This is a genomic window from Streptomyces sp. NRRL F-5630 (genome assembly GCF_000719475.1).
In the GTDB taxonomy this organism is placed as follows: Bacteria; Actinomycetota; Actinomycetes; order Streptomycetales; family Streptomycetaceae; genus Streptomyces.
In genome coordinates, this window is the sequence record NZ_JOGO01000016.1 from 33,765 (window position 1) to 56,768 (window position 23,004).

General features: G+C 70.3%; 18 protein-coding genes. 10 read left to right on the forward strand and 8 right to left on the reverse strand.

Translation table 11 applies throughout. The features are described 5' to 3' along the window. Positions 1 to 1,605: 1,605 nt before the first annotated feature. Positions 1,606 to 3,699, reverse strand: a complete 2,094-nt coding sequence (dnaA, locus tag IF99_RS0110165) for a chromosomal replication initiator protein DnaA (RefSeq protein WP_030996062.1) — start codon at positions 3,697 to 3,699, stop codon at positions 1,606 to 1,608. 473 nt (positions 3,700 to 4,172) lie between these two features. On the opposite strand from dnaA, the gene rpmH reads away from it, so the two are divergent. The 9 genes from rpmH to IF99_RS0110205 all read left to right on the forward strand — a co-directional run bounded on the left by rpmH (position 4,173) and on the right by IF99_RS0110205 (position 11,280). Next, positions 4,173 to 4,310, forward strand: a complete 138-nt coding sequence (gene rpmH / locus IF99_RS0110170) for a 50S ribosomal protein L34 (protein ID WP_003956500.1) — start codon at positions 4,173 to 4,175, stop codon at positions 4,308 to 4,310. A 21-nt stretch (positions 4,311 to 4,331) separates the two neighbouring features. After that, entirely contained in the window at positions 4,332 to 4,703 is a 372-nt protein-coding gene (rnpA, locus tag IF99_RS0110175; RefSeq protein ID WP_030996063.1) for a ribonuclease P protein component, read from the forward strand. Further along, a complete protein-coding gene (gene yidD, locus IF99_RS32195) occupies positions 4,700 to 5,095 on the forward strand; it encodes a membrane protein insertion efficiency factor YidD (RefSeq protein WP_078655040.1) in 396 nt (131 codons plus the stop codon). The genes rnpA and yidD overlap by 4 nt, the downstream gene beginning before the upstream one ends. Positions 5,096 to 5,098: 3 nt before the next feature. Then, positions 5,099 to 6,442, forward strand: a complete 1,344-nt coding sequence (yidC, locus tag IF99_RS0110180) for a membrane protein insertase YidC (protein ID WP_030996064.1) — start codon at positions 5,099 to 5,101, stop codon at positions 6,440 to 6,442. 15 nt (positions 6,443 to 6,457) lie between these two features. Then, positions 6,458 to 6,979: a protein jag gene (locus tag IF99_RS0110185; RefSeq protein WP_030996065.1), complete on the forward strand. Its 522-nt coding sequence runs from the start codon at positions 6,458 to 6,460 to the stop codon at positions 6,977 to 6,979. Between the two features lie 235 nt (positions 6,980 to 7,214). Beyond that, entirely contained in the window at positions 7,215 to 7,934 is a 720-nt protein-coding gene (gene rsmG / locus IF99_RS0110190; RefSeq protein ID WP_030996066.1) for a 16S rRNA (guanine(527)-N(7))-methyltransferase RsmG, read from the forward strand. Between the two features lie 329 nt (positions 7,935 to 8,263). Further along, a complete protein-coding gene (locus IF99_RS0110195; RefSeq protein ID WP_078655041.1) occupies positions 8,264 to 9,337 on the forward strand; it encodes a ParA family protein in 1,074 nt (357 codons plus the stop codon). Continuing rightward, complete coding sequence (locus tag IF99_RS30695) at positions 9,334 to 10,449, forward strand: ParB/RepB/Spo0J family partition protein (RefSeq protein ID WP_030996068.1); 1,116 nt, start codon at positions 9,334 to 9,336, stop codon at positions 10,447 to 10,449. Before IF99_RS0110195 ends, IF99_RS30695 begins: the two co-directional genes overlap by 4 nt. 213 nt (positions 10,450 to 10,662) lie before the next feature. Further along, on the forward strand, positions 10,663 to 11,280 hold the full coding sequence (locus IF99_RS0110205; RefSeq protein ID WP_030996069.1) for a GNAT family N-acetyltransferase: 618 nt from the start codon (positions 10,663 to 10,665) through the stop codon (positions 11,278 to 11,280). A 95-nt stretch (positions 11,281 to 11,375) separates the two neighbouring features. Here IF99_RS0110205 and trxA read toward each other — a convergent pair whose 3' ends face one another. From trxA to IF99_RS0110240, 7 genes are all read right to left on the reverse strand, one after another. Next, a complete protein-coding gene (gene trxA / locus IF99_RS0110210) occupies positions 11,376 to 11,714 on the reverse strand; it encodes a thioredoxin (RefSeq protein ID WP_030996070.1) in 339 nt (112 codons plus the stop codon). A 47-nt stretch (positions 11,715 to 11,761) separates the two neighbouring features. After that, the gene (gene trxB, locus IF99_RS0110215; RefSeq protein ID WP_030996071.1) at positions 11,762 to 12,754 is read right to left on the reverse strand and encodes a thioredoxin-disulfide reductase; all 993 of its coding nucleotides are present in this window, start codon (positions 12,752 to 12,754) and stop codon (positions 11,762 to 11,764) included. 190 nt (positions 12,755 to 12,944) lie between these two features. After that, entirely contained in the window at positions 12,945 to 13,394 is a 450-nt protein-coding gene (locus IF99_RS30700) for a hypothetical protein (protein WP_234340641.1), read from the reverse strand. Positions 13,395 to 13,969: 575 nt separating this feature from the next. Continuing rightward, positions 13,970 to 14,728, reverse strand: a complete 759-nt coding sequence (gene sigM, locus IF99_RS0110225; protein ID WP_030996073.1) for an RNA polymerase sigma factor SigM — start codon at positions 14,726 to 14,728, stop codon at positions 13,970 to 13,972. A gap of 32 nt (positions 14,729 to 14,760) precedes the next feature. Further along, positions 14,761 to 16,497, reverse strand: coding sequence for a protein kinase family protein (locus IF99_RS0110230; protein ID WP_030996074.1), 1,737 nt, complete (start codon positions 16,495 to 16,497; stop codon positions 14,761 to 14,763). 110 nt (positions 16,498 to 16,607) lie between these two features. Further along, a complete protein-coding gene (gene murJ / locus IF99_RS0110235; protein ID WP_030996075.1) occupies positions 16,608 to 18,845 on the reverse strand; it encodes a murein biosynthesis integral membrane protein MurJ in 2,238 nt (745 codons plus the stop codon). Positions 18,846 to 18,892: 47 nt separating this feature from the next. Further along, entirely contained in the window at positions 18,893 to 21,247 is a 2,355-nt protein-coding gene (locus IF99_RS0110240) for a DUF6049 family protein (protein ID WP_078655042.1), read from the reverse strand. 250 nt (positions 21,248 to 21,497) lie between these two features. On the opposite strand from IF99_RS0110240, the gene IF99_RS0110245 reads away from it, so the two are divergent. Then, the gene (locus IF99_RS0110245) at positions 21,498 to 22,967 is read left to right on the forward strand and encodes a CCA tRNA nucleotidyltransferase (RefSeq protein ID WP_030996077.1); all 1,470 of its coding nucleotides are present in this window, start codon (positions 21,498 to 21,500) and stop codon (positions 22,965 to 22,967) included. The last annotated feature ends 37 nt before the right edge of the window (positions 22,968 to 23,004 follow it).

Genomic DNA, 23,004 nt, shown 5'->3' on the forward strand with positions numbered 1-23,004 from the left:
GCGGATTGGGGGTAGTTGGCGGGCGCGGGAGGGGAGGTGACGGAGGGACGGGAAGGGGTGGCGCGAGGGCGGTGGGCGGGGGAACGGGCGTGAGGGGCACTCAGGGGCTGGTCGGCGCGGGCGGAGGCGCGGCGGCACAGCGGCGGGGGCGTGACGGGGCGTTTCCCCGGCGGTGGGGATGGTGGGGCGTCAGGGAGAGGGGGCGCGGGCCTCGATGGCAGGTCAGGTTGAGGGGGTGCGTCGGCGGGTGGGGTGTGGATGGGCGGGCGGAAGACCGTGGGGGTGGGGGCGAACAGGCAAGGGCAACGGTCCGGGCTGGCTGTTTGACTGCCGCGCGGGGGCCGCATCGGCTCCGTGACCTCGCGCGCGTTTTGCGGGCGCGGCGGGCGGCGGCCCGGGTGTGCGGGCTCGCGGGGCGCACCACGTCTCGTGTTGTGCCGGACTACGGGGGGCCGGGCGTACGCCGAGGACGGACCGTCTTGGGGGGTGAGGACGAGGCCGGGTGAACGCTGCGCTGTGGCGCGGCGGTTGGCTGTGTGCGCGTCGAATCGCGAGAGGGCGCCGGGCATCCGAGTGCTGTCTCGTGGGGTGCGCGGGGCGGGGCCGGGGTGCGGTTGGGGTGGGGTGCAGCCGGGATGGCGTCGGGGTGCGGGCCGGTCGGGGAGGGGGCGTGACCGGTGTGACCCGCGCGGGGATGCCGCACGGGCTTCGTTCTGTCCCTGCGGCTGGCTCCAGCCTCGCGGCCTTTGCGAGACGCAGGTGGGGCGACGCGAAGGCGGCGGGAGAGAAGCTGCGTCAGGTGAATCGCTCTCAACGGCGTTGGCAGCGCCGTTCGATGGGCCGGTCAGGAGGTTTTGGCACGCGGGCCCGGGCCCGGCAGCCCGAGTACATGGGCAGGGCGCAGGTGTTCCGTACTGGGGTAGCCGGGAGGCGCTTGCTGTACGGCAGCGCCGGGCCACGCACCACCGCACAGCGGACAGCCCCCACCCGCCCTGGGGGGCTCCCCTGCATCCATCATTTCGCGGATCGCAAGCCGCTCCCCACCATTCCCCCCAATCTGTGGATAACCAAGGCCGAATGAAAAATCCCGCCACTCTTTTCAGTGACGAGATTTCAGCGACGATGCAAGAGAACCCACAGACCAGCGGATCAACGGACCAAGGGACCAGCGCCCAAGCGGACTCACCCTCCCGCGCGGTCACGTCCCGCCTCGGCCCGCAGCTACGCCACCGAGCGGCCTGTGCCCCCGGCAACGCGCCTGTCTCGAAGACCCGCACTGCTGGGGCGACCGCACCGCTTGAGGACCCGCACCACCTCACCGCCTCGAGACGCCAGGGTCCGCAACTCCACGGCCTCGAAATCGCAAGGCCCGTCCCACCTCAAGCCCCGCACTGCCGCCCACCCCACCCCGCGACGCGCCTGCGCCCCGTCACTTGCCCGCGCCCGGGCCCCGCGACCCGCCTGCGCCCCGAGTCTCACGACCCATCTGCGCCGCGCGCCCGGACCTCCGTGACGCGCCTGCGCCCCGGGCCCCCGCCCCGGACCTGCCTGCACCGCGCGCCCCGGGCCCCGCATCCCCGCCGCCGCCCCCGAAACCCCCGCCAATCACCCGTTCTTGATCCGGTTGGTCAGCTCCGTGACCTGGTTGTAGATCGAGCGCCTCTCCGCCATGAGAGCGCGGATCTTCCGGTCGGCGTGCATGACGGTGGTGTGGTCGCGGCCGCCGAACTGCGCGCCGATCTTCGGCAGGGAGAGATCGGTCAGTTCGCGGCACAGGTACATCGCGATCTGCCGCGCCGTGACCAGGACCCGGCTGCGCGAGGAACCGCACAGGTCCTCGACGGTCTGCCCGAAGTAGTCGGCGGTCGCCGACATGATCGCGGAGGCCGTGATCTCGGGCGAGGCATCCTCGCCGCCTGGGATGAGGTCCTTGAGCACGATCTCCGTGAGGCCGAGATCGACGGGCTGCCTGTTCAGCGAGGCGAAGGCCGTCACGCGGATGAGCGCGCCCTCCAGCTCACGGATGTTCCGCGAGATGCGCGAGGCGATGAACTCCAGGACCTCGGGCGGCGCGTTGAGCTGCTCCTGGACCGCCTTCTTGCGCAGGATCGCGATACGGGTCTCCAGCTCCGGCGGCTGGACGTCCGTGGTCAGTCCCCACTCGAAGCGGTTCCTGAGCCGGTCCTCCAGCGTCACCAGCTGGCGCGGCGGACGATCGGAGGAGAGCACGATCTGCTTGTTCGCGTTGTGCAGCGTGTTGAAGGTGTGGAAGAACTCCTCCTGCGTCGACTCCTTGTCCGCGAGGAACTGGATGTCGTCGACGAGCAGGATGTCCATCTCGCGGTACCGCTTGCGGAAGCTGTCGCCCTTGCCGTCGCGGATGGAGTTGATGAACTCGTTCGTGAACTCCTCGGAACTCACGTACCGCACCCGCGTCCCGGGATACAGGCTGCGCGCGTAGTGACCGATCGCGTGCAGCAGGTGCGTCTTGCCGAGGCCGGACTCGCCGTAGATGAAGAGCGGGTTGTACGCCTTCGCCGGTGCCTCGGCCACCGCGACCGCGGCCGCGTGCGCGAAGCGGTTGGACGCGCCGATAACGAAGGTGTCGAAGAGGTACTTCGGGTTCAGCCGCGCCGTCGGCTCGCCCGGACCCGCCGCGGGCGCGGGCTGCGCGGCCAACGGCCCCGGCGCTCCGCTCGGTGCCAGCGACGGTCCGGCCTGCGAGGGCAGCGGCACACCGGCGGGGCCGCGCTGCCTCCCGGGCCCCGGCCGCGCCGGCTCCTCGCCGCGCTCCCGCTGCTCACCGGCGCCGTGCTCCTCGTACCCGCGCACCTCCTCGCGCGGGCGCTGCTCCTCGTAGCCGCGCCCGTACCCACCGCGCACACCCGGCTTCTCGTACGTCCCGCGCTGCTGCTCGTACGGGGACGAGGGACGCTCCTGCTCGTAGCGCTCCCCGGAGTCGTAGCGCTCGCCCGAGTCATAGCGCTCGCCGGACTCGTACCTGTCCCCCGCGTCGAAGCGCTCCGGACGCTCGCCGCGTTCGGAGCGGTCCGGCTGCTCGTACCGCTCGTCTCGGCCCTCGCGCCCGTCCTGCTTCTCGTACGGGGGGCGCTCGGCCGGTGGCTGACGGTAGTCGCCGCGGCCGCCCTGGCCGTACGCGTCGGACTCCGTGTAGCCGAGGCGTTGCTGCTGCCAGCCGTAGCCCTCGTGCACGCGCGGCCAGGAGCCGGGCGCCTGGTACTCGTGGTAGACGGGACGGACGTGCGGGCCGCGCTCGATCGGCGGCTCGTAGGGCTGGGCCTCGATCTGCTCGTACCGCTCCTGATTGTCGTAGCGCGGCTGAGCCGGCTCCTCGAAACGGGGGCGCGGGACCTGGACGGGCTCCTCGTAGGGGGGGGCCGCGGGAGCGTCGCCCATCGACTCGTCGACCGTGATCGCGATGCGGATGGGGCGCCCGCACTCGCGGCTGAGCGTCTCGCTCACGACCGGGGCGAGCCGCCCCTCCAGAACCGTCTTGGCGAACTCGTTCGGCACCGCGAGCAGCGCCGTGTCGGCGACGAGCGCGAGGGGCTGGCAGCGCCGTACCCAGTGCTCGTCCTTGCCCTCGACGCCCGGGGCCCTGCTGTCGGGGCCTTCGCCGAGCAACTGGTCCACCACGCGCGGCCACACTGCGGCAAGATCGGCGGGTACATCAGCCACAGGGCACGCTCTCTCACACGGTTCCGGCGCACTCCGTGGAGTGGTTCCGGGGCGGGTTCACACAGGTCGGATCGGGGTCGATCAGTGGCTGGGGCTCAGCCGCGGCATCCGGGAAGGCTTCCCGGGCGGCGGCGTGGCACAAAGGCACGCGGATTCCAGTCCAGCCACGGTAGTCATCGGGGCCAGTACGGTTCAAGTTGTTGTCCACAGCCTGTGCACAGTGTCGCGCACCCGGCCTGGTTTGACCGGAAGAGCCGCGCCCGCGTACCGTGCACAGGTCGAGTTGTCGATGGCTGCTGCCGCCTGCCTCCGATGGGCATGGATCGCAACCGAACTTCACGATTCCGATGAGTCGCGGTCCGGGTGATCAATACAAAAGCGGTGCACTCGGTGCGTTGAACGAGCTACTCGTGGGCGCACGGTGACAGCCAGGGCGACGCCCGCCACCTATCGATCTTTACTGGAGCCCCCGAGTGAGCAAGCGCACCTTCCAGCCGAACAACCGTCGTCGCGCCAAGACCCACGGCTTCCGGCTGCGGATGCGTACCCGTGCCGGCCGCGCGATTCTCGCGTCCCGCCGCAGCAAGGGTCGCGCCCGTCTGTCCGCCTGATCCTGTACAGGTCATGACGCCGTGCTGCCTTCTGACAACAGGCTGAGGCGGCGCGAGGACTTCTCGACCGCAGTACGCCGAGGACGCCGCGCGGGTCGCCCGCTGCTGGTAGTCCATCTCCAAAGCGGTTCCACGGACCCGCACGCCACCGGGGAGAGCCCTCCCCCGGTGCGTGCGGGTTTCGTCGTGAGCAAGGCGGTCGGCAAGGCCGTCGTGCGCACCTCGGTGAAGCGGAAGCTTCGTCACCTCATACGGGACCGCCTTTCGCTTCTGCCCCCCGGTAGCCTGGTGGTCGTACGCGCGTTGCCCGGGGCGGGCGACGCCGATCACGCCCAACTGGCCCGAGACCTCGACGCCGCCCTGAAGCGGCTGCTGGGAGGGGGCACCCGATGAAGTACCCACTGCTCGCGCTGATCAAGCTCTACCAGTGGACCATCAGCCCCTTGCTGGGGCCGGTGTGCAAGTACTATCCGTCGTGCTCCCATTACGGCTTCACGGCCATCGACCGCCATGGAGCGATCAAAGGGACGGCGCTGACCGCCTGGCGCATCCTGCGCTGCAATCCCTGGTCGCACGGTGGGGTCGATCACGTACCGCCGCGCAAGCGCCCTCGATGGCACGAGGCGCTGCGTGCTGCCTGGCGGTCGCGGTCCCAGGGACCCGCCGCCACTTCTGTGTCTCCCGAGGGCGGTACGCCCCCCGAGGGTGGTGCCCCGGCCGGGGTCAGTGCCCCGGACTCATCCAGCCCGGTCGCCGAGACCCCGTCCCCCGCTCAAGGAGCCTGATTAGTGGACACGATTGCCAGTTGGTTCAGTTTCATCACGACACCCGTCTCCTGGGTGATCGTGCAGTTCCACACGCTGTACGGATGGATCTTCGGCGCTGACACCGGCTGGGCCTGGGGCCTGTCCATCGTGTCCCTCGTGATCATCATCCGGATCTGCCTGATCCCGCTCTTCGTGAAGCAGATCAAGGCGACCCGCGCCATGCAGACGCTGCAACCCGAGATGAAGCGCATCCAGGAGCGCTACAAGAGCGACAAGCAGCGTCAGAGCGAAGAGATGATGAAGCTGTACAAGGAGAGCGGCACCAACCCGCTCGCCTCGTGCCTTCCCATCCTCGTGCAGTCCCCGTTCTTCTTCGCGCTGTACCACGTGCTCGACGGCATCGCGTCGAACAAGAAGATCGGCGTCATCAACGACAAGCTCCTCGACTCCGCCCAGCAGGCGCACATCTTCGGTGCCCCGCTCGCCGCGAAGTTCACAAGCGGCGCCGACTCGCTCGGTGCCGACCTCACCACGGTGCGCATCGTCACCGCGTTCATGATCATCATGATGTCGGCCTCGCAGTTCTTCACGCAGCGCCAGCTGATGACGAAGAACGTCGACACCTCCGTGAAGACCCCCTTCATGCAGCAGCAGAAGCTGCTCATGTACGTCTTCCCGATCATGTTCGCCGTCTTCGGCATCAACTTCCCCGTCGGTGTTCTCCTCTACTGGCTGACCACCAACGTGTGGACCATGGGCCAGCAGATGTACGTCATCCGCCAGAACCCGACTCCCGGCTCGAAGGCCCAGGCCGCCTACCTGGAGCGCCAGCTCAAGCACCTCACCCACACCGGCAAGGTCCGCACCAAGCGCGACCGCACCGCGATCAAGGCGATCGTCGCGAAGGGCCGGGAGCGCAACGAGGCCGAGCGGAAGTTCATCAACGGACTGAACAAGGCCGGCTTCGCGGCCCAGCCCGACGGCACCATCGAGAAGGGTGAGAGCTCGGTCGCGACCCTTGAGGGCGACGAGACCACCACCGGTGCCGTGCCGCGGCGCCAGCAGCCGAAGCGCCAGTCGAAGTCGCAGCGGCAGTCCGGTACCGCCGCTGGTGGCGGCGCGGCAACCGGTACGGACGCGGACTCCTCCGGCACGGGCAAGGGCGGCGCCGGCGGGGCCAAGCCGCAGGGCGGCAACCGGCCCACGCAGAAGAAGAGCGCGGGCAAGAACACGGGCGGCGGCTCCACCGCCGCGAAGCCCGCGGGGGGCGGCAAGTCCGGTGCGTCCGGGTCCGGCTCCCAGGCCAAGCAGGGTCAGCGCAAGGGCGGCCCGCAGCGCCCCAAGCACCCGTCCTCCAAGAAGTAAGAAGGAGTCCAGCCCGTGACGGAAGGCACTACCTCCGCCGCTCCCGAGGAAGCCACCGACGGTGGCGACTCGCTGAGCCGTCTGGAGCAGGAAGGCGAGATCGCCGCGGACTACCTCGAAGGTCTGCTCGACATCGCCGACCTCGACGGTGACATCGACATGGACGTCGAGGCCGATCGTGCCGCGGTCTCCATCGTCAGCGACAGCGGCCGGGACCTCCAGAAGCTGGTCGGCCGCGACGGCGAGGTCCTGGAGGCTCTCCAGGAGCTGACCCGGCTCGCCGTGCACCGGGAGACCGGTGACCGCAGTCGGCTGATGCTGGATATCGCGGGCTACCGCGCCAGGAAGCGCCAGGAGCTGAGCGAGCTGGGGACCCAGGCCGCAGCCGACGCGAAGAGCAGCGGTGAGCCGGTCCGCCTGCGTCCCATGTCGCCCTTCGAGCGCAAGGTCGTGCACGACGCGGTCAAGGCGGCGGGACTTCGCAGCGAGTCCGAGGGCGAGGAGCCGCAGCGGTTCGTCGTCGTCCTGCCCGCCTGAGCCCGCAGGAACGGGCGCGACAGGTACGTCCGTACCGGCCGCGCCCCGGGTGGCCGGGGGGACCCGGCCCGCAGTCCCCGTGTCCGGCCCCGTCTGACCACAGACGGGGCCGGATTGCGTCGGGCGTCCCGACGCCCTGTCCCTCTTTCTTTCCCCTTTTCACGTAGCTGTTCCAGAAACGAGCCCCCGGCCACCGCGGCCGGGGGCGAGAGCGCGGTACGGAAGGACGGTCCCCGTGACGGAGGCAGCACAGCTCCCCCCGGCCCCGGAGGTGGCCCAGCAGGTCTTCGGCGAGAGCTTCGCCGATGCGGTCCGGTACGCGGAACTCCTCGCCGACGCGGGGGTACGCCGCGGGCTGATCGGGCCGCGCGAGGTGCCACGGCTCTGGGAGCGCCACCTCCTCAACTGCGCGGTGCTCTCCGAGGTCGTCCCCGAAGGGGTCACCGTCTGCGATGTGGGCTCGGGTGCCGGGCTTCCCGGTATCCCGCTCGCCCTGGTCCGCAGGGATCTCAAGATCACTCTCCTTGAGCCGCTCCTCCGGCGCACCAACTTCCTCACCGAGGTCGTGGAACTCCTGGGCCTCGATCACGTGACGGTGGTCCGGGGGCGGGCCGAGGAGGTCCTCGGCACCCTCCAGCCCGTCCACGTCGTGACCGCTCGTGCCGTGGCCCCGCTGGACCGCCTCGCAGGCTGGGGCGTCCCGCTCCTGCGGCCGTACGGCGAGATGCTGGCGCTCAAGGGCGATACCGCTGAGGAGGAGGTCCGTCAGGCGGGCGCCGCGCTCAGCAAGCTCGGTGCCGTACGCACCTCTGTCCTGCACGTCGGCGAGGGCCTGGTGGACCCGCTCTCGACCGTCGTCCGCGTCGAGGTGGGGGAGAGCCCGGGCGGGGTGCGCTTCGCGGCGAAGCGGGCGAAGGCAGCGCGGACGGGACGGCCGCCCCGGAGGCGACGCTGAGGAGCCGTTGCTGAGAGGTGCTTGCCGAGCGGAAGCGTTCGTCTCTGAGAAGGGGCGGGGGGGTGTTTTTCGTGAAAAAACGCCCCCCCCCCCTCTTCTTGGGGGGGGGGGGGGGCGGGCCGCGGGGGGGGGGGCACGTGAAACATCGCTCGTTGCTTCAGGGCATCATCGGCCGGGGCCGCTCGGCGGCCGAACCGCGCGAACGCAGGCCCCTGGGGAAAACTTCGGGGAAGTCTGCACCGCGCTCACTCGGAAGAGTGGCGGGATTTTCGGAAAGGGCGAGTCTATCCACAGAAGACAGGACCTCACTGGTTGCAGGGGCTCCCGGCATGGGAGGCTCTGTTCAACGCGAGCCTGAAGTCGAGGAGGGTGAATCCTTGCGGTCCGATGCCCCTATCGCAGGACCGATGACCGAACCGGTCCCCGGTCCCCGTACCGAAGCAGAGGGCGATGTTTCACGTGAAACATTGCCGTCCGCTCAGAACATCCCGGTCGTTCCCGGTGGTCAACGCGCTGCCGCGGAAGCCCTCGGCCGTAGCGCCGAGGGAATGCCGCGTCCGGAACAGACCCGGGTCATGATCGTGGCGAACCAGAAGGGCGGAGTGGGGAAGACCACCACCACCGTCAATCTCGCCGCGTCCCTCGCCCTGCTCGGCTCGCGTGTTCTTGTGATCGACCTCGATCCACAGGGAAACGCCTCGACCGCCCTGGGGATCGACCACCACGCCGAAGTCCCTTCCATCTACGACGTGCTGGTGGAGAGCAAGCCGCTCTCCGATGTGGTGCAGCCCGTACGTGATGTCGAAGGACTCTTCTGCGCCCCCGCCACCATCGATCTCGCCGGCGCCGAGATCGAACTCGTCTCGCTGGTGGCTCGGGAGAGCCGCCTCCAGCGGGCGATCCAGTCGTACGAGCAGCCGTTGGACTACATCCTCATCGACTGCCCACCCAGCCTCGGCCTGCTCACCGTGAACGCACTGGTGGCCGGAGCCGAGGTACTCATCCCGATCCAGTGCGAGTACTACGCCCTGGAGGGCCTCGGGCAGTTGCTGCGCAACGTCGAGCTCGTGCGCGGGCATCTCAACCCCGCGCTTCACGTCTCGACGATCCTGCTGACGATGTACGACGGCAGGACGCGCCTCGCCTCGCAGGTGGCCGATGAGGTGCGCAGCCACTTCGGAGCGGAGGTGCTGCGGACGAGCATTCCTCGCTCGGTCCGCATTTCCGAAGCTCCCAGCTACGGCCAGACGGTGCTGACGTATGACCCGGGTTCCAGTGGTGCTCTCTCCTACTTCGAAGCGGCTCGTGAGATCGCGCTTCGGGGAGCGGGGGTCTTCGAGGTCCCGGACTCCGCCCCTGGCACAGAGACCGAACAACACAGCATGGTGGAGGGGACACAGTGACAACACAGCGCAGGGGGCTCGGGCGTGGGCTCCAGGCCCTCATCCCGACGGCGGCGTCTGCCGAGAAGGCTGCCGCCGCCACGGCGACGCGGCAGGACGTGCCTCGGGTGCCGGCGGCCGGCGGACCCGCACTGGGCGAACGAGGCGTGGCAGCGGCCAAGCTCACGACGTCTGCCGAGAGCGATGTTCCACGTGAAACGTCGGAGAGCGGGCAGCGGAGCGGGCTGCCCCCGGCTCCGGAAGGCGCCTTCTTCGCGGAGCTTCCGCTCGATCAGATCATCCCGAACCGCGATCAGCCGCGCGCGATCTTCGATGAGGACGCTCTGCGTGAACTCGTCGACTCCATCAAGGAGGTGGGGCTGCTTCAGCCCATCGTCGTGCGCCAGCTCGACGAGAAGCAGTTCGAGCTCATCATGGGTGAGCGCAGGACGCGGGCGAGCAAGGAGGCCGGCCTCACGACGATCCCCGCGATCGTCCGGGCTACGGAAGACGACCGGCTCCTCCTGGACGCCTTGCTGGAGAACCTGCACCGCTCCCAGCTCACGCCGCTCGAAGAGGCACACGCCTACGAGCAGTTGCTCAAAGACTTCAACTGCACCCAGGAGGAACTGGCGAAGCGGGTGGGCCGTTCGCGTCCGCAAGTGACCAATACGCTCCGCCTGCTGAAGCTCTCGCCGTCCGTGCAGAAGAAGTTGGACGCGGGAGTGCTCTCCGCCGGTCATGCGCGCGAGTTGCTGTCGGTGGAGGACTCCGCCGAGCAGGACAAGCTTGCCGAGCGGATCATCAGGGAAGGGCTCTCCGTCCGCGCCGTGGAGGAGATCACCCACCTCATGCGCTCACACCCCGGTCCGGCGAAGACTGCGCCGAAGCCCCGGGCGGGCTCGGTGACCTCGCCGGCGCTCAGTGAGCTGGCCGGTCGGCTCTCGGATCGCTTCGAGACGCGCGTGAAGGTGGACCTGGGGCAGAAGAAGGGGAAGATCGTCGTTGAGTTCGCCTCAGTGGACGACCTTCAGCGCATCCTCTCCCAACTTGCCCCGGGTGAGGGTTCCCTCTTCTCTAAGCAGCCCCGGGCGCAGGAGGAGAAGGACGAGAAGGACGAGGGCGACAGCTGATCCCTCTCTCTCGGGGCCGATGTTTCACGTGAAACATCGGCCCCGACTGATGTGGTGGAGCGGAAGCGGTGCGCTCTTTGCCCGCCTGGTGTTGGCCCGGCGGCGTCATGGATACGATGCGACCGGGTCGGGCGTTTCGGGCGTCGGTGAGCACCGCCGCGCCGGTGGGCGGTGAACCGGAGCGGCGGCCCAAGGAAGTGAGGAACTGCCTGCATGGGGCGTCGCCTGGTACCTCTCACCCTGGACAATCTCGCCGATCTGCCGACGCCGTGTCGGGAGTGCGTCTTCTGGGAGCTCGACTCGGTCCGTGGCGGTGAGGCCGTGGCGCAGGGCACGGCGGCGCGGGAGAAAGAGGCCTGGCTCTCCAGCGTCCTTCTGGAGTGGGGCTCCAGTGGCCGCCTCGTCTACGTGGACGATGTCCCCGCGGGCTTCGTGCTCTACGCGCCTCCCGCGTACGTGCCGCGCTCCACGGCCTTCCCGACGAGCCCGGTGAGCCCCGACGCCGTACAGCTCATGACCGCCCGCGTCCACCCGGGCTTTCAGGGACAGGGCCTGGGCCGGGTACTCGTGCAGACGGTCGCCAAGGACCTGTTGCGGCGCAACTTCAAGGCGATGGAGGTCTTCGGGGACACCCGCGGGGCTTCTGCCACGTGTCTCCTGCCCGCAGAGCATCTGCTCGCGGTGGGCTTCAAGACCGTGCGGGCGCATCCGACGAGGCCGCGCTTGCGGCTGGAGTTGCGGTCCACGGTCTCCTGGAAGGAAGACGTGGAACACGCGCTGGACCGGCTTCTCGGCGCCGTCCAGAAGGAGCCGACCCTCCGACCGCTCTGAATCCGCGATGTTTCACGTGAAACAGCGGGCCCCATGTTTCACGTGAAACATGGGGCCCGCCGTGATCGTCCCGGCGCGGACGCGCCGCGTGGGACTCAGGCAGTCGGCGACACGAAGGCGTCGAGGTCGCGCAGAATGGCGGCCTTCGGCTTCGCACCGACGATCGTCTTCACGACCTCGCCGCCCTGGTAGACGTTGAGGGTCGGGATGGACATGACGCCGTACTTGGTCGCCGTCTCCTGGTTGGCGTCGATGTCGAGCTTCACGATCTCGATCTGCTCGCCGTACTCCTTGGCGATGGCCTCCAGGGAGGGGGCGATCTGGCGGCAGGGACCGCACCACTCGGCCCAGAAGTCGACGAGAACGGGCTTGTCGCTCTTGAGCACGACCTCTTCGAAGTCGGCGTCGGTGACGCTCTTCAGGTTGCCAGCCACAGGGGGCTCCTTCATTCCAACGGGGGGTGGGGTGGAGAGGAACCGGGTCAGACGGCGGCCGTCTGCTCCGGAGCCGGGGTCTTCTCGGGCTCGGGGGTCTGCTCCGAGTCCGAGAGGGCAGCCAGGTAACGCTCGGCGTCGAGAGCCGCGGAGCAGCCCGTGCCGGCGGCGGTGATGGCCTGCCGGTAGGTGTGGTCCACGACGTCGCCCGCGCCGAAGACACCGGGCTGGTTGGTGTGGGTCGAGGGGGCCTGGACCTTGAGGTAGCCCTCGTCATCGAGGTCGAGCTGACCGCGGAAGAGATCGGTCCGCGGGTCGTGCCCGATCGCGATGAAGAGTCCCGTGACGCCGAGTTCGCTCTGCTCACCGGTCTTGAGGTTGCGCAAGGTGAGGTGCGAGAGCTTCTGGTCGCCGTGGATCTCGGCCACCTCGCTGTCCCAGACGAAGGAGATCTTCGGGTCGGCGAAGGCACGCTCCTGCATCGCCTTGGAGGCGCGCAGGGTGTCCCGGCGGTGGACGATGGTGACGGACTTGGCGAAGCGCGAGAGGAAGGTCGCCTCCTCCATCGCGGTGTCGCCGCCGCCGATAACGGCGATGTCCTGGTCCTTGAAGAAGAAGCCGTCGCACGTCGCACACCAGGAGACACCGCGCCCGGACAGCTCGTCCTCATGCGGCAGACCGAGCTTGCGGTGCTGGGAGCCGGTCGTGACGATGACGGTCTTGGCGCGGTGGACGGTGCCCGTCGTGTCCGTCACGGTCTTGATCTCGCCCGTGAGGTCGACGGAGACGATGTCGTCCGGGATCAGCTCGGCACCGAAGCGCTCGGCCTGGGCCCGCATGTTGTCCATGAGCTCGGGGCCCAGGATGCCCTCCTGGAAACCGGGGAAGTTCTCCACGTCGGTCGTGTTCATCAGCGCACCGCCGGCCGTGACCGCGCCCTCGAAGACCAGCGGCTTGAGCGACGCGCGGGCGGTGTACAGGGCGGCCGTGTAACCGGCGGGGCCCGAGCCAATGATGATCACGTTTCGCACGTCACTCACGGCTTGCTTCCTCGTCTCTGCCGACTGCGTCCACTACGGAGGGAAGGGCTCTCGGTGCCTTCATCCCACCCAACCGATCCTACGGGCCGGACATTCCCGCCCCGCCCGTGGCTCACGGTCCCGGCTGGCACGAGACAGCAGCGGCCCCGGGATCAGCACGCGTGGGCGCAGGAGAGAGGCACTGGGCACCTCACCGGGGGTAGGAGGCGGAGTGAAGTACTTCGCCCTTCGCGGCGGGGCGCCGAGAGGCGCAGGCGGCGTCCACGATGTACGCGGTGACCCGCGCGGTGTCACTGCTGTGGGGCAGCACCACGAGGTACGCGTCCCGGCCCAGGTACGTTCCCTTCTCCACGCCGAGGGCCGTCTCCTCGCGCCCTATCCCCTGTGCCACACACCGTGGCACCACGGGGGCGTCCGCGCGCAGCGGCGTCTCGACACCCGTCTCGTGCTGCGGCTGCCGAGTGCTCGCGGGGGCGGTGCCCGCACTCTTGGGGCTGTTCGGGGAGGCGTTTCCCGTGTCCTGGAGCAGCGCGCTCACCTCCCTCTTCAGCGGGCTCCCGGAGAAGACCAGGGACTGCTGGCTCTGCTCGGCGGAAGGGGAGCGTTCCTCCTCACCGCTGCCGAGTGAGGAAAGCAGCAAGGAGCCGGCGCCCAGCGCGAGCACGGTAGCCGTGCCGCCCCAGAACAAGCGACGCCTCGACCTCCCCCTCGCCCCCCGCCTACCGGGACCACTCGGAGCGGGACGGGCGGGCGTGGGGCGCGTGCGCCGCGATGTTTCACGTGAAACATCACGAGGCGGAGAGGGAAGCGAGAGGGCGGCAGGGGATGTTTCACGTGAAACATGAGCGTCGAGCGGGGACACCGTGCGGGACGTTTCATGCGCAGCCGCCGCGCCCGATGTTTCACGTGAAACATCGGAGAGGCCTTCCTCGTAGTCCTCCCTGCCGCGTGTTTCACGTGAAACATCCGCCTCCTCCGCCACTTCGCGAAGCGCCGCGTCGATCCGCGCGCTCACGTCCGCCGGAAGGGGCGGCGGAGCCGGGAGGGCGCCGAGCAGCGAGCGGATCTCCGCGAGTGAGGAGTAGGTCTCCGCGCAGTCGGGGCAGCCGGTGAGGTGTCCGCGCAGGGTGGCGCTGTGCTGGGGCGGCAGAAGGCCTTCGGCGAGGTCGGCGAGTTCCTCCGGGGTGGGGTGCCCGGTCGGTTCCGTTCGCGGGGTCATGCTCGCCCACCTCCGTCCTGTGCCGTCGTGGGGTCCTGGGGAGCTGCTTGCGGTGGGACGGGAGTGCCCGCTCCCTGGTTCCCCTTGTCGGGTCCCTTTCGGCCGGGCGGGGGAACGGTCGCCGGAAGGGATGCCCCCCTCGGTCCCTTGCGTGGTGCGGCAGGCGCCCCCGATTCCGTGGAGCCCGTGCGGAGGTGGCTGAGCAGCGGGAGGAGGCGGGCGCGACCGCGGGCGCATCTGCTCTTGACGGTTCCCGGAGCCACGTCGAGGATGCGGGCGGCCTCGGCGACGGGATAGCCCTGCATGTCGACGAGGACGAGGGCGGCGCGCTGTTCGGCCGGGAGGGTGCGCAGAGCGGCGAGGAGTTCGCGGTGCAGATCGGCACGCTCGGCGGGGGCTTCCGCGGATTCCTCCGGGCGGAGCAGGTGCTCCAGGCGGACCGTGTCCTCGACGGGGGAGGTGTGCCGGGCCTCGGCCTTGCGGGCGCGGTCCAGGCAGGCGTTGACGGTGATGCGGTGGAGCCAGGTGGTCACCGCGGACCGGCCGCCGAAGGTGTGGGCGGCACGGTAGGCCGAGACGAAGGCGTCCTGTACGGCGTCGGCGGCGTCCTCGCGGTTGCCGAGGGTGCGCAGGGCGACGGCCCACAGCCGCTCGCGGTGGCGGCGCACGAGCTCGCCGAAGGCTTCGTGCTCGCCCGCGACGTGCCGGGCGAGCAGGTCGTGGTCGCTGAGTTCTCCGTACCGGCCTTCGTCCACGCTGCCCTCTCCCTGCGGACGCCGACTCGAACCTAGCCCATGAACGTCACATCGGTAATGGCTTGCTTGTATCCGGCACCGCTGAAGCCGTCCTTGGCCGCGTACGGCATGGCCGTGATCCACATGACCACGTAGCGGGCCTTCACGGGCTTCTTGGCCTTGATGGTGACCTTGGAGCCGCTGGTGGAGTTGTCCGCGATCTTCTTCATCCCGGAGAGCGGGGCGGAGGAGGTGAGCGAGTCGGTGGCGTAGAGCGTCACCGTCGTGTGATCGCCGGGGTACAGCATGTCTATCGACGCCGTGGAGAGGTTCTTCTCGGACCCGAGGTCGTAGGTGATGCCCACGCCCTTCTTGAAGGCCGGGTTCATGTCGGGGCCGTCCGCGTAGGACTTCGTCCGCCAGTAGGTGTCGCCCTTGCCGTCGTACGTGAACCCCACCTGGTCGGTGTGCTGCGGGGTGCCGTCCGGGTAGTACTCGGCCGCGTCCTTGACGGGGAGCTGCTTGGGGGTGGCGGCGGCCTTCTCGCCGGAGCCCTTGTCGATCGTCGAGTCGCTCTTCGGCTTCTCGGGGCTCTTGTCGAGGAAGGTGTCCGCGAGCTGCCAGCTGCCGAGGCCGAGGGCCACGATGAGCAGACCGGACACACCCCACTTGAGCGCGCGCCCGGTGCGTCCCTGGAGCGGGGGCGGCGGGGCGGGAGGCGCCTGGGGCGGTGTGGGACCCGCGGGCGGCCGCCCGTACGGGTTCTGCGGGAAGGCGGGGGCCTGGTACTCGGGCGGCGCGGTGTAGGCAGGCTCGGGCGGGCGGATGCGGGGCAGCTCGTCGACCGCCGCGGCGAGCTCCGCGGGCGTGGTGCAGGGCGGCTCCTGCCGCGAGGCGGTGGCGCCCTCGTTGGCGAGCGCGCGCACGGACAGCTCCGACAGGCCCCGGTGGACACCGGCGCGGACCTGGTCGGGCGGGAGCAGACCGACGCCCTTGGGCAGTCCCGAGAGTCCGTAGGCGTCGTCCTCGTACGGCCAGCGCTGCGTGAGGGAGGCGTACAGGAGGGCGCCGATGGCCTCCGTGTCGGCGCGGGCGGGGTCCTCGGTCGTGACGCCGCGCAGCGCGGCGTTGACGGCGAGTCCGCGGATCCGGTACTGGCCGGTCGACGTGCGCAGCACGGAGCCCGGGTTGAGCCGGAGGTGGGAGAGACCGGCCCGGTGGGCCGCCGCCATCGCCTGGGAGACGTGGCGGACCATCTCGTACGCCTCGTGCGCCTCCAGCGGTCCGGCGGCGAGCAGTGTGGTCAGCTCGGTGGCGTCGGGGAGCCACTCGTGGACGACGTAGACGAGGTCGTTGTCCTCGACGGCGTCCAGGATCTGCACGAAGCGCGGATCGCTGAGGAGGGCCGTGGAGCGGGCCGCCGCGAGGACCTCGCGGGCACGGGGGTGCTCGGAGGGCAGGAGGTGGACGCCGACCGCGCGGCGGAGTTTTTCGTCCACGGCGCGCCAGCTGCTGAAGCCGTCGAGCCGGGTGAGGCACTCCTCCAGGCGGTAGCGTCTGGCCAGCTTGTGGCCGCTGTGCAGCTCGGGAGGCGTGGCGGACTCGGCCCCGCCGGTGGGGGGCTCCGCCTCGCTCTCCTCCTCCTCGCTGTGCTGTGTGTCCTCGTGCCCGGTGTCCCGCTCGGGGGCACCGGCCTTCGCGTCGGCCGTGGCCTGCTCCGCCTGAGCGGTCTGCGGTTCCTGACCGCTTTCCCGGGCCACGTCGACGGCAGACGTGCTGCGTTCCGCCACCGTCGTCCCTGCCTCCCCATCCGTTGCGCGCCCGTTGTGGCGCCGAACCAATTGTGCCCACGGACCGGCGTAATGCACGACACGCGGTGAGCGCCGAGGGTTGTGCCCGTTCAGCGGCCGAGCCGTCCGCGCACCATACCGATCATGGAGTTGAGCTCTGCGATCCGCATCCTCCGTGCTGCCACGTAGAAAACTCCGAGCAGGGCGATTCCGCCCACGACCAGGGAGATCAGCGCGCCGCCCGCCCCGTTGCCGAGTGCCTTGAGGAGGGCGTAGGCGAGGCCGCCGCCGACGAGGGCCGCCGGGATGGACGCGCCGATGAGCCGCGCGTAGGTCCGTACGACGTGCGCGCCGTCCAGATCGCCTCCCAGCCGCTTGCGCAGGCGCCGCCAGGCGATGCCCACGCCGACGACGTAGGCGAGCCCGTAGGAGCCCGCCATCCCGGCGACCGCCCAGCGGGCGGGGAGCACGAGGAAGCACAGCCCGGAGGCCGCGGCGTTGGTCACGGCGACGATCACGGTGTTGTAGAAGGGGGTGCGGGTGTCCTCGTAGGCGTAGAAACCGCGCAGGACGACGTACTGCACCGAGTACGGGATGAGACCGAGGCCGAAGGCCATCAGGACGAAGCCGATGCCGCGCGCGCCCTCGCTGCCCGAGCCCGCGTAGAGCAGCAGCGTGGTCGGCACGCCGAGGGCGAGGAACGCGAAGGCGCACGGGACGATCGCGACGGCGGAGGTGCGCAGCCCGTAGGAGATGTCCTCGCGGACCGCGGCGGCGTCGCCGTCCGCCGCGGCGCGTGAGATGCGCGGCAGGACGGCCGTCATGACCGAGACCGTGATGATCGCCTGCGGCATCTGCCACAGCAGCAGCGCGTAGTTGTACGCAGTGATGCCGGTGCCGGTGACGCCGTCCTTCTCGGCGGCGTGCCCGGCGGCGGTCGCGAGCTGGGTGACGACGACCATGCCGAGCTGGTTGGCGAGGACGAAGAGGAAGGTCCACTTGGCGAGGCCGATCGCCTTGCCGAGGCCGTGGCCGCGCCAGTCGAAGCGGAGCCGGAGCTTGAAGCCGGCGTCGCGGAGGTAGGGGACCATGGCGAGCGCCTGGACGACGAGACCGAGCAACGTGCCGATGCCGAGGAGCCGCACGCCGTCCGGGGTGACGTTCCCGGCGCTCACGCCGGAGGAGGTGTAGCCGCCGAAGACCCAGATGAACGCGCCGAACGTGGCGATGATGACGATGTTGTTGAGGACCGGGGTCCACATCATGGCGCCGAAGCGGCCGCGTGCGTTGAGGATCTGCCCGAGGACGACGTGGACGCCCATGAAGAACATCGTGGGCAGGCAGTAGCGGGCGAACTCGATCGCCACCGCGCGCTGCGACGGGTCGTTGGCGATCTCCGTCGACATGAGCCGGATGAAGAGGGGCGCAGCCAGGACACAGACGAGGGTGACCGCGGCCATGAGCGAGACGACGAGGGTGAGGAGCCGGTTGGCGTACGCCTCGCCGCCGTCGTCGTCGTTCTTCATCGCGCGGACGAGCTGCGGGATGAAGACGGCGTTGAGGGCGCCGCCACCGACGAGGACGTAGATCATCGTCGGCAGTGTGTTGGCGACCTGGTAGGTGTCGTTGAGCGTGCCGACGCCGATCGCGCCGGCGACGACGAGGGTGCGCAGGAAGCCGGTGATGCGGGAGACGATCGTGCCCGCTGCCATGAGCGCGCTGGACTTCAGCAGGCTCGCGGCCCGGTTGGCCTTCGCGGGCGCGGCGGCGGGGGCCTCGGGCTCCGGTTCGGGCGCCGGGGGGTGGGCCGCGGGTGCGCTAGTGCCCTGCTGGTCGCGGTAGAGGTGGGCGAAGGCGTTCTGCTCCTCGCCGGGGCGCCCGCCGATGATGCGGTCGACGCCGACGAACTTGGTCGTCCGCGGGTCGTCCCCGTACGGCAGGTGCTGCGAGGGGCCTTCGGGCTCGGGGGCGGGGGTCCGCGCCCACAGGCGGGGGTCGGGGCCCTGGGGAGCGGCGGGCGGGGGGCTGTAGAGCGGGCCGTTCTCCTGGTAGGTGCCGGGCGGTGGCGGGGGGTGCGCCGAGCGGTCGTAGTACGCCTCGGTGACGGGGTCCTGGGCGTACGGGTTCTGGCCGCCGTAGGGGTCCTGCTGGTAGGCGTCCTGGAGGTAGGCGTCGTGCGGGGGCTGGGCGGTCTGCGGGGGCGGCGGGTACTGCTGGGGGGCCGGCCCGGGGTACGGCTGTGCCGGGCCGGGCTGTGCGGCGGGGCCGTCCTGCCCCGGCGGTTGCTGCCCGTCCGGGGCGGGGCCGCTCGCGCCCTGCCCACGGTCACCGTCGTACGGCGCGTTCATGGTCTACCCCACCTCATCGTCCCCTGGCCCGGGAGCCACGACATTGCTCAGCGGTCCACTCTCTCACCCGCACCGGAACGCTCGATGTTTTCGCTTCCGGTGTCGGGGCCCGCCGCGGAGTCCCCCGGCGGGTTCTCGGCGGGGGACTCCGGGCTGTCCGTGGCGGGGTCGCGCGGCGTGTCCTCGCCCGCAGGGGCGGGGCCGCCGTCCCCGGGGCCCTGGGGCCCGGGCGCGGTGTCGGCGCCGCCGGTGCCGTCCTCGCGGGCGCGGCGCTTGCGCTGGGTGTACATCCGGAGCCCGGCGAGGACGAGGAGCAGGACGCCGCCGGCGATGATCAGCATGACGGTCGAGGTGACCTCGGTGGCGTCCACGCTGAACTCGACGGGCTGCCCGTAGGGCCGGTTGTCGTCCGTGACCAGCTGTGCCTTCACCAGCACCGGGCCGTTGGCGTTGATCGTCGTGTCGAACTTCACCGTCTGGCTGTGCCCGGCGCCGATCTTGACCGGGCGTTCCTCCCAGGGGCCCTCGCCGATCTTGAGGCGTGTGGGTTTGGTGGAAGTCAGCCGCACCTTGAGGTGGCGCGCGTCCTGGAGCAGGTTGTTCTGCACCGTGACCGGGATGGTGGCGCTGTGGCCCGAGAGCTTCGCGTCCGTCTTCGGGATGAGCCGCACCTGCCGGACGAGCGAGTCGAGGTAGCCGCGCACGTCGGTGCGGTACGTCGCCGCCTGAGCGGCCCGGCCGCGCCAGGAGGTGGCGACGGCGCGGTCCATGGCGAGACCGAAGGGGGTGATGACGCGCTCGGGCTTCTGGAGGATCTCCTGGAAGCTGTCGAGCCCCTTCTGCGTGGTGTGCAGCGAGGTGAAGGCGGCGGTGGGCAGTTCCTGCGCGCGCAGCGACTTCGGGTACGCGGAGCGCGGCGGCACTCGCGTGTTGGCCTGCGGGTCGGCCTTGGTCTTCGCCGCCTTGTCGAGTTCCTGGGAGAGCGACCAGCGACCGCCCTGGAGAGCGCGCAGCGCCGTGGCCATCGCCTCGGCCTGGGCTGTCGTGGGAGTGCGCTGCGGGGCGACCACGACCGTGCGCTGCTTCTGCTCGTTCTGCCGGGTGAGCGCCAGGCTCTGGGCGAGGAAGCGCTGCACCGCGAGGGTGGAGCTCTGCGGGGAGTCCATGGAGCCCTCGAAGGCGGTGGACAGGCGGCTGTCGCTGACGACCGCGGTGACACCGCCGCCGATGGGCCGGGCGGCCGAGGGCGTGTACAGGAGGCTGTCGGGCTCGCTCAGGCTGTCGCTGCGCGCGATGACCTTCGTCGCGCCCGCCGAGGTGGCCACGTCGACGATCGAGCGGTCGATCGCCCCGTCCACGGGCCAGGCGTAGTCCGTGCTCACCTTGACGTCGAGATCGGTGTCGGGGATCGACAGGGTGATCCGGCCGACGTCCGTGGCGGTCTTGAGGCGGGCGAGGGTCGTGGGGATCTTGGCGCCGTTGTGCGCGATCGAGGCGAGGTCGGGGTCGCCGTAGGGCAGGGCGACGACGGATTGCCCGGTGAGGGCCTTGCCGAGCGCGTTGAGCCAGGTGGCGGCGGCGTCCCGGTTCTTCTTGGACCCCGCGACGGTCTTGCCGTCCGCGCCGGCGAGCCGGTAGCCGTTGGCCATGTCCGCGACCGTGTTGATCAGGTCGGGGTCGATCACCCAGGTGACGTCGAGGCTCTTGCCGAGCGAGACCATCCGGTCGAGACGCCCGCCGGGAAGGATCTCCTTCGCCAGGTCGTCGTTCTCGAAGACGTTGTTCTGGTCGTCGCCACCGCCCACGGTGCGGGCGCCGACGTGGGCGGTCGAGACGAGCGGCCACAGGACCGTCGTTTTCGACTGGCGGGCGGTGGGTTCCGGTTGCCAGGGGAGGTACGTGCGCTTGATCCCGAGGACCTGTTCCTGCCACGGGACGCCGCTGGTGCGGCCGTCGAAGGAGACGCCGATCTGGTAGACGCCGTCGGCGCCGAGCTGGAGATCCTTGACCGGCACGGAGACGGAGAAGGACTCCTTCTGCTTCGGCTTCAGCTTGTCGACCTTGTGGTCGTACTTGTCGGCGATCTCGTTGCCGTCGAGCCCCGGGGTGTAGCCGGAGCGGCCGTCGGCGACGTCGATCGCGCTGCGGCTGCTGAGCAACTGCCCCGCCCGCAGCGCGACGTGCCCCTCGGTGATCGTCTCCTTGCTGCGGTTGGTGAGCGTCCCGGTCACCGTGACGGTGTCGCCGGCCTCGGGTGCCTCGGGGGTCAGCCCGGTGAGCTGGACGTCGACCGTGCGGGAGCCCGTGGGCTCGGCCGCCGCGGGCTGCCGCGGGGTGTCCGCCTGGGCGGGCGTGAGGTGCGCGAGGAGCCCGAGAAGCGGCACCGCCGCCGTGACGGCCATCACTCGTCGCAGCCGTCGCCGGGCAGGGGAGGGGCAGGGGGTTCGATGGGTTGCTGCCGCCTCGGCCACGCGCTCGCCCGTCCTCGTCGTCGTCAGTGGTCGGTGGTTGTCGCTTGATGCGTCCACGCATGGTAACGAGGTCGGCTGGGCCGAAGTGCCGCGGAGTCGGCTGGGCGATCTTGTGAAGGCCGAGGCCGGGCGCTCCGGCACGATTCGGAGGGCGCGGCGGGGCCACGTACCCTCTCCTGTTGTGCCGAACGCCAACCATGACCCCAGCAGTGCACTGAGCCAGGTGCAGCAGCGCGCGGTGAGCGAGCTGTTGCGTGTCTCGCCCGTCGCGGACGAACTCGCCCGTCGTTTCGAGGAGGCCGGCTTCACGCTGGCGCTGGTCGGGGGTTCGGTACGGGACGCCCTGCTCGGCAGGCTCGGCAACGACCTCGACTTCACGACCGACGCCCGTCCCGAGGACGTGCTCGCGCTCGTGCGGCCCTGGGCGGACGCGGTGTGGGAGGTGGGCATCGCCTTCGGCACGGTCGGCTGTCAGAAGGCGGCGCGCGTCGGCGAGGAGGAGCAGAGCTTCCAGATCGAGGTCACGACGTACCGCTCCGAGGCGTACGACCGCGGTTCCCGCAAACCGCAGGTCTCCTACGGTGACTCGATCGAGGAGGACCTCGTCCGGCGGGACTTCACCGTCAACGCGATGGCGGTGTTCCTGCCCGAGAAGCGGTTCGTGGACCCGCACGGCGGCCTGGACGATCTCGCCGCCAAGGCGCTGCGCACGCCGGGCACTCCCGAGGCGTCCTTCTCGGACGACCCGCTGCGGATGCTGCGCGCGGCGCGCTTCGCCGCTCAGCTCGACTTCGAGGTGGCTCCCGAGGTGGTCGCCGCGATGACGGCGATGGCCGAGCGCATCGACATCGTCTCGGCGGAACGCGTGCAGGGCGAGCTGAACAAGCTGCTGCTCTCCGCCCACCCGGTGAAGGGACTGCGCCTCCTCGTCGGCACCGGGCTCGCGGACCGGGTGCTCCCCGAACTGCCCGCGCTGCGGCTGGAGAGCGACGAGCACCACCGCCACAAGGACGTCTACGAGCACTCGCTCACCGTCCTGGAGCAGGCGATTGACCTGGAGGAGGACGGCCCCGACCTCACTCTGCGCCTCGCCGCCCTCCTGCACGACATCGGCAAGCCGAAGACGCGGCGCTTCGAGGGCGACGGCCGGGTCTCCTTCCACCACCACGAGATCGTGGGCGCCAAGCTCGCCAAGAAGCGGCTGGCGGCGCTCAAGTACTCCAACGAGCTGATCCGGGACGTCTCCCGGCTCATTGAGCTGCACCTGCGCTTCCACGGCTACGGGACCGGGGAGTGGACCGATTCCGCGGTACGGCGCTATGTGCGCGACGCGGGCCCGCTGCTCACCCGGCTCCACAAGCTCACGCGCTCCGACTGCACGACGCGGAACAAGCGCAAGGCCAACGCCCTGGCCCGGGCCTACGACGGCCTGGAACAGCGGATCGAGGAGTTGCAGGAGCAGGAGGAGCTGGACGCGATCCGCCCCGACCTCGACGGCAACGAGATCATGGCGCTCCTCGGCATCGCCCCCGGCCCCGCGATCGGCAAGGCGTACGCCTTCCTCCTCGATCTGCGGATGGAGAAGGGCCCCCTCGGCAAGGAGGCGGCCGGCGAGGCGCTCAGGGAGTGGTGGAGCGCCCAGCAGCAGTGAGGGAGAACGCCCGGCGGCAGCGCGTGAGCGGATCCTG

Coding starts and splice junctions, on each gene's coding strand:
- yidD (WP_078655040.1), top strand. CDS start 4,700: ATGAAGTACCCACTGCTCGCGCTGATCAAGCTCTACCAGTGGACCATC.
- IF99_RS0110195 (WP_078655041.1), top strand. CDS start 8,264: ATGGGAGGCTCTGTTCAACGCGAGCCTGAAGTCGAGGAGGGTGAATCC.
- IF99_RS0110205 (WP_030996069.1), top strand. CDS start 10,663: ATGGGGCGTCGCCTGGTACCTCTCACCCTGGACAATCTCGCCGATCTG.
- murJ (WP_030996075.1), bottom strand. CDS start 18,845: ATGAACGCGCCGTACGACGGTGACCGTGGGCAGGGCGCGAGCGGCCCC.
- IF99_RS0110240 (WP_078655042.1), bottom strand. CDS start 21,247: ATGGCCGTCACGGCGGCGGTGCCGCTTCTCGGGCTCCTCGCGCACCTC.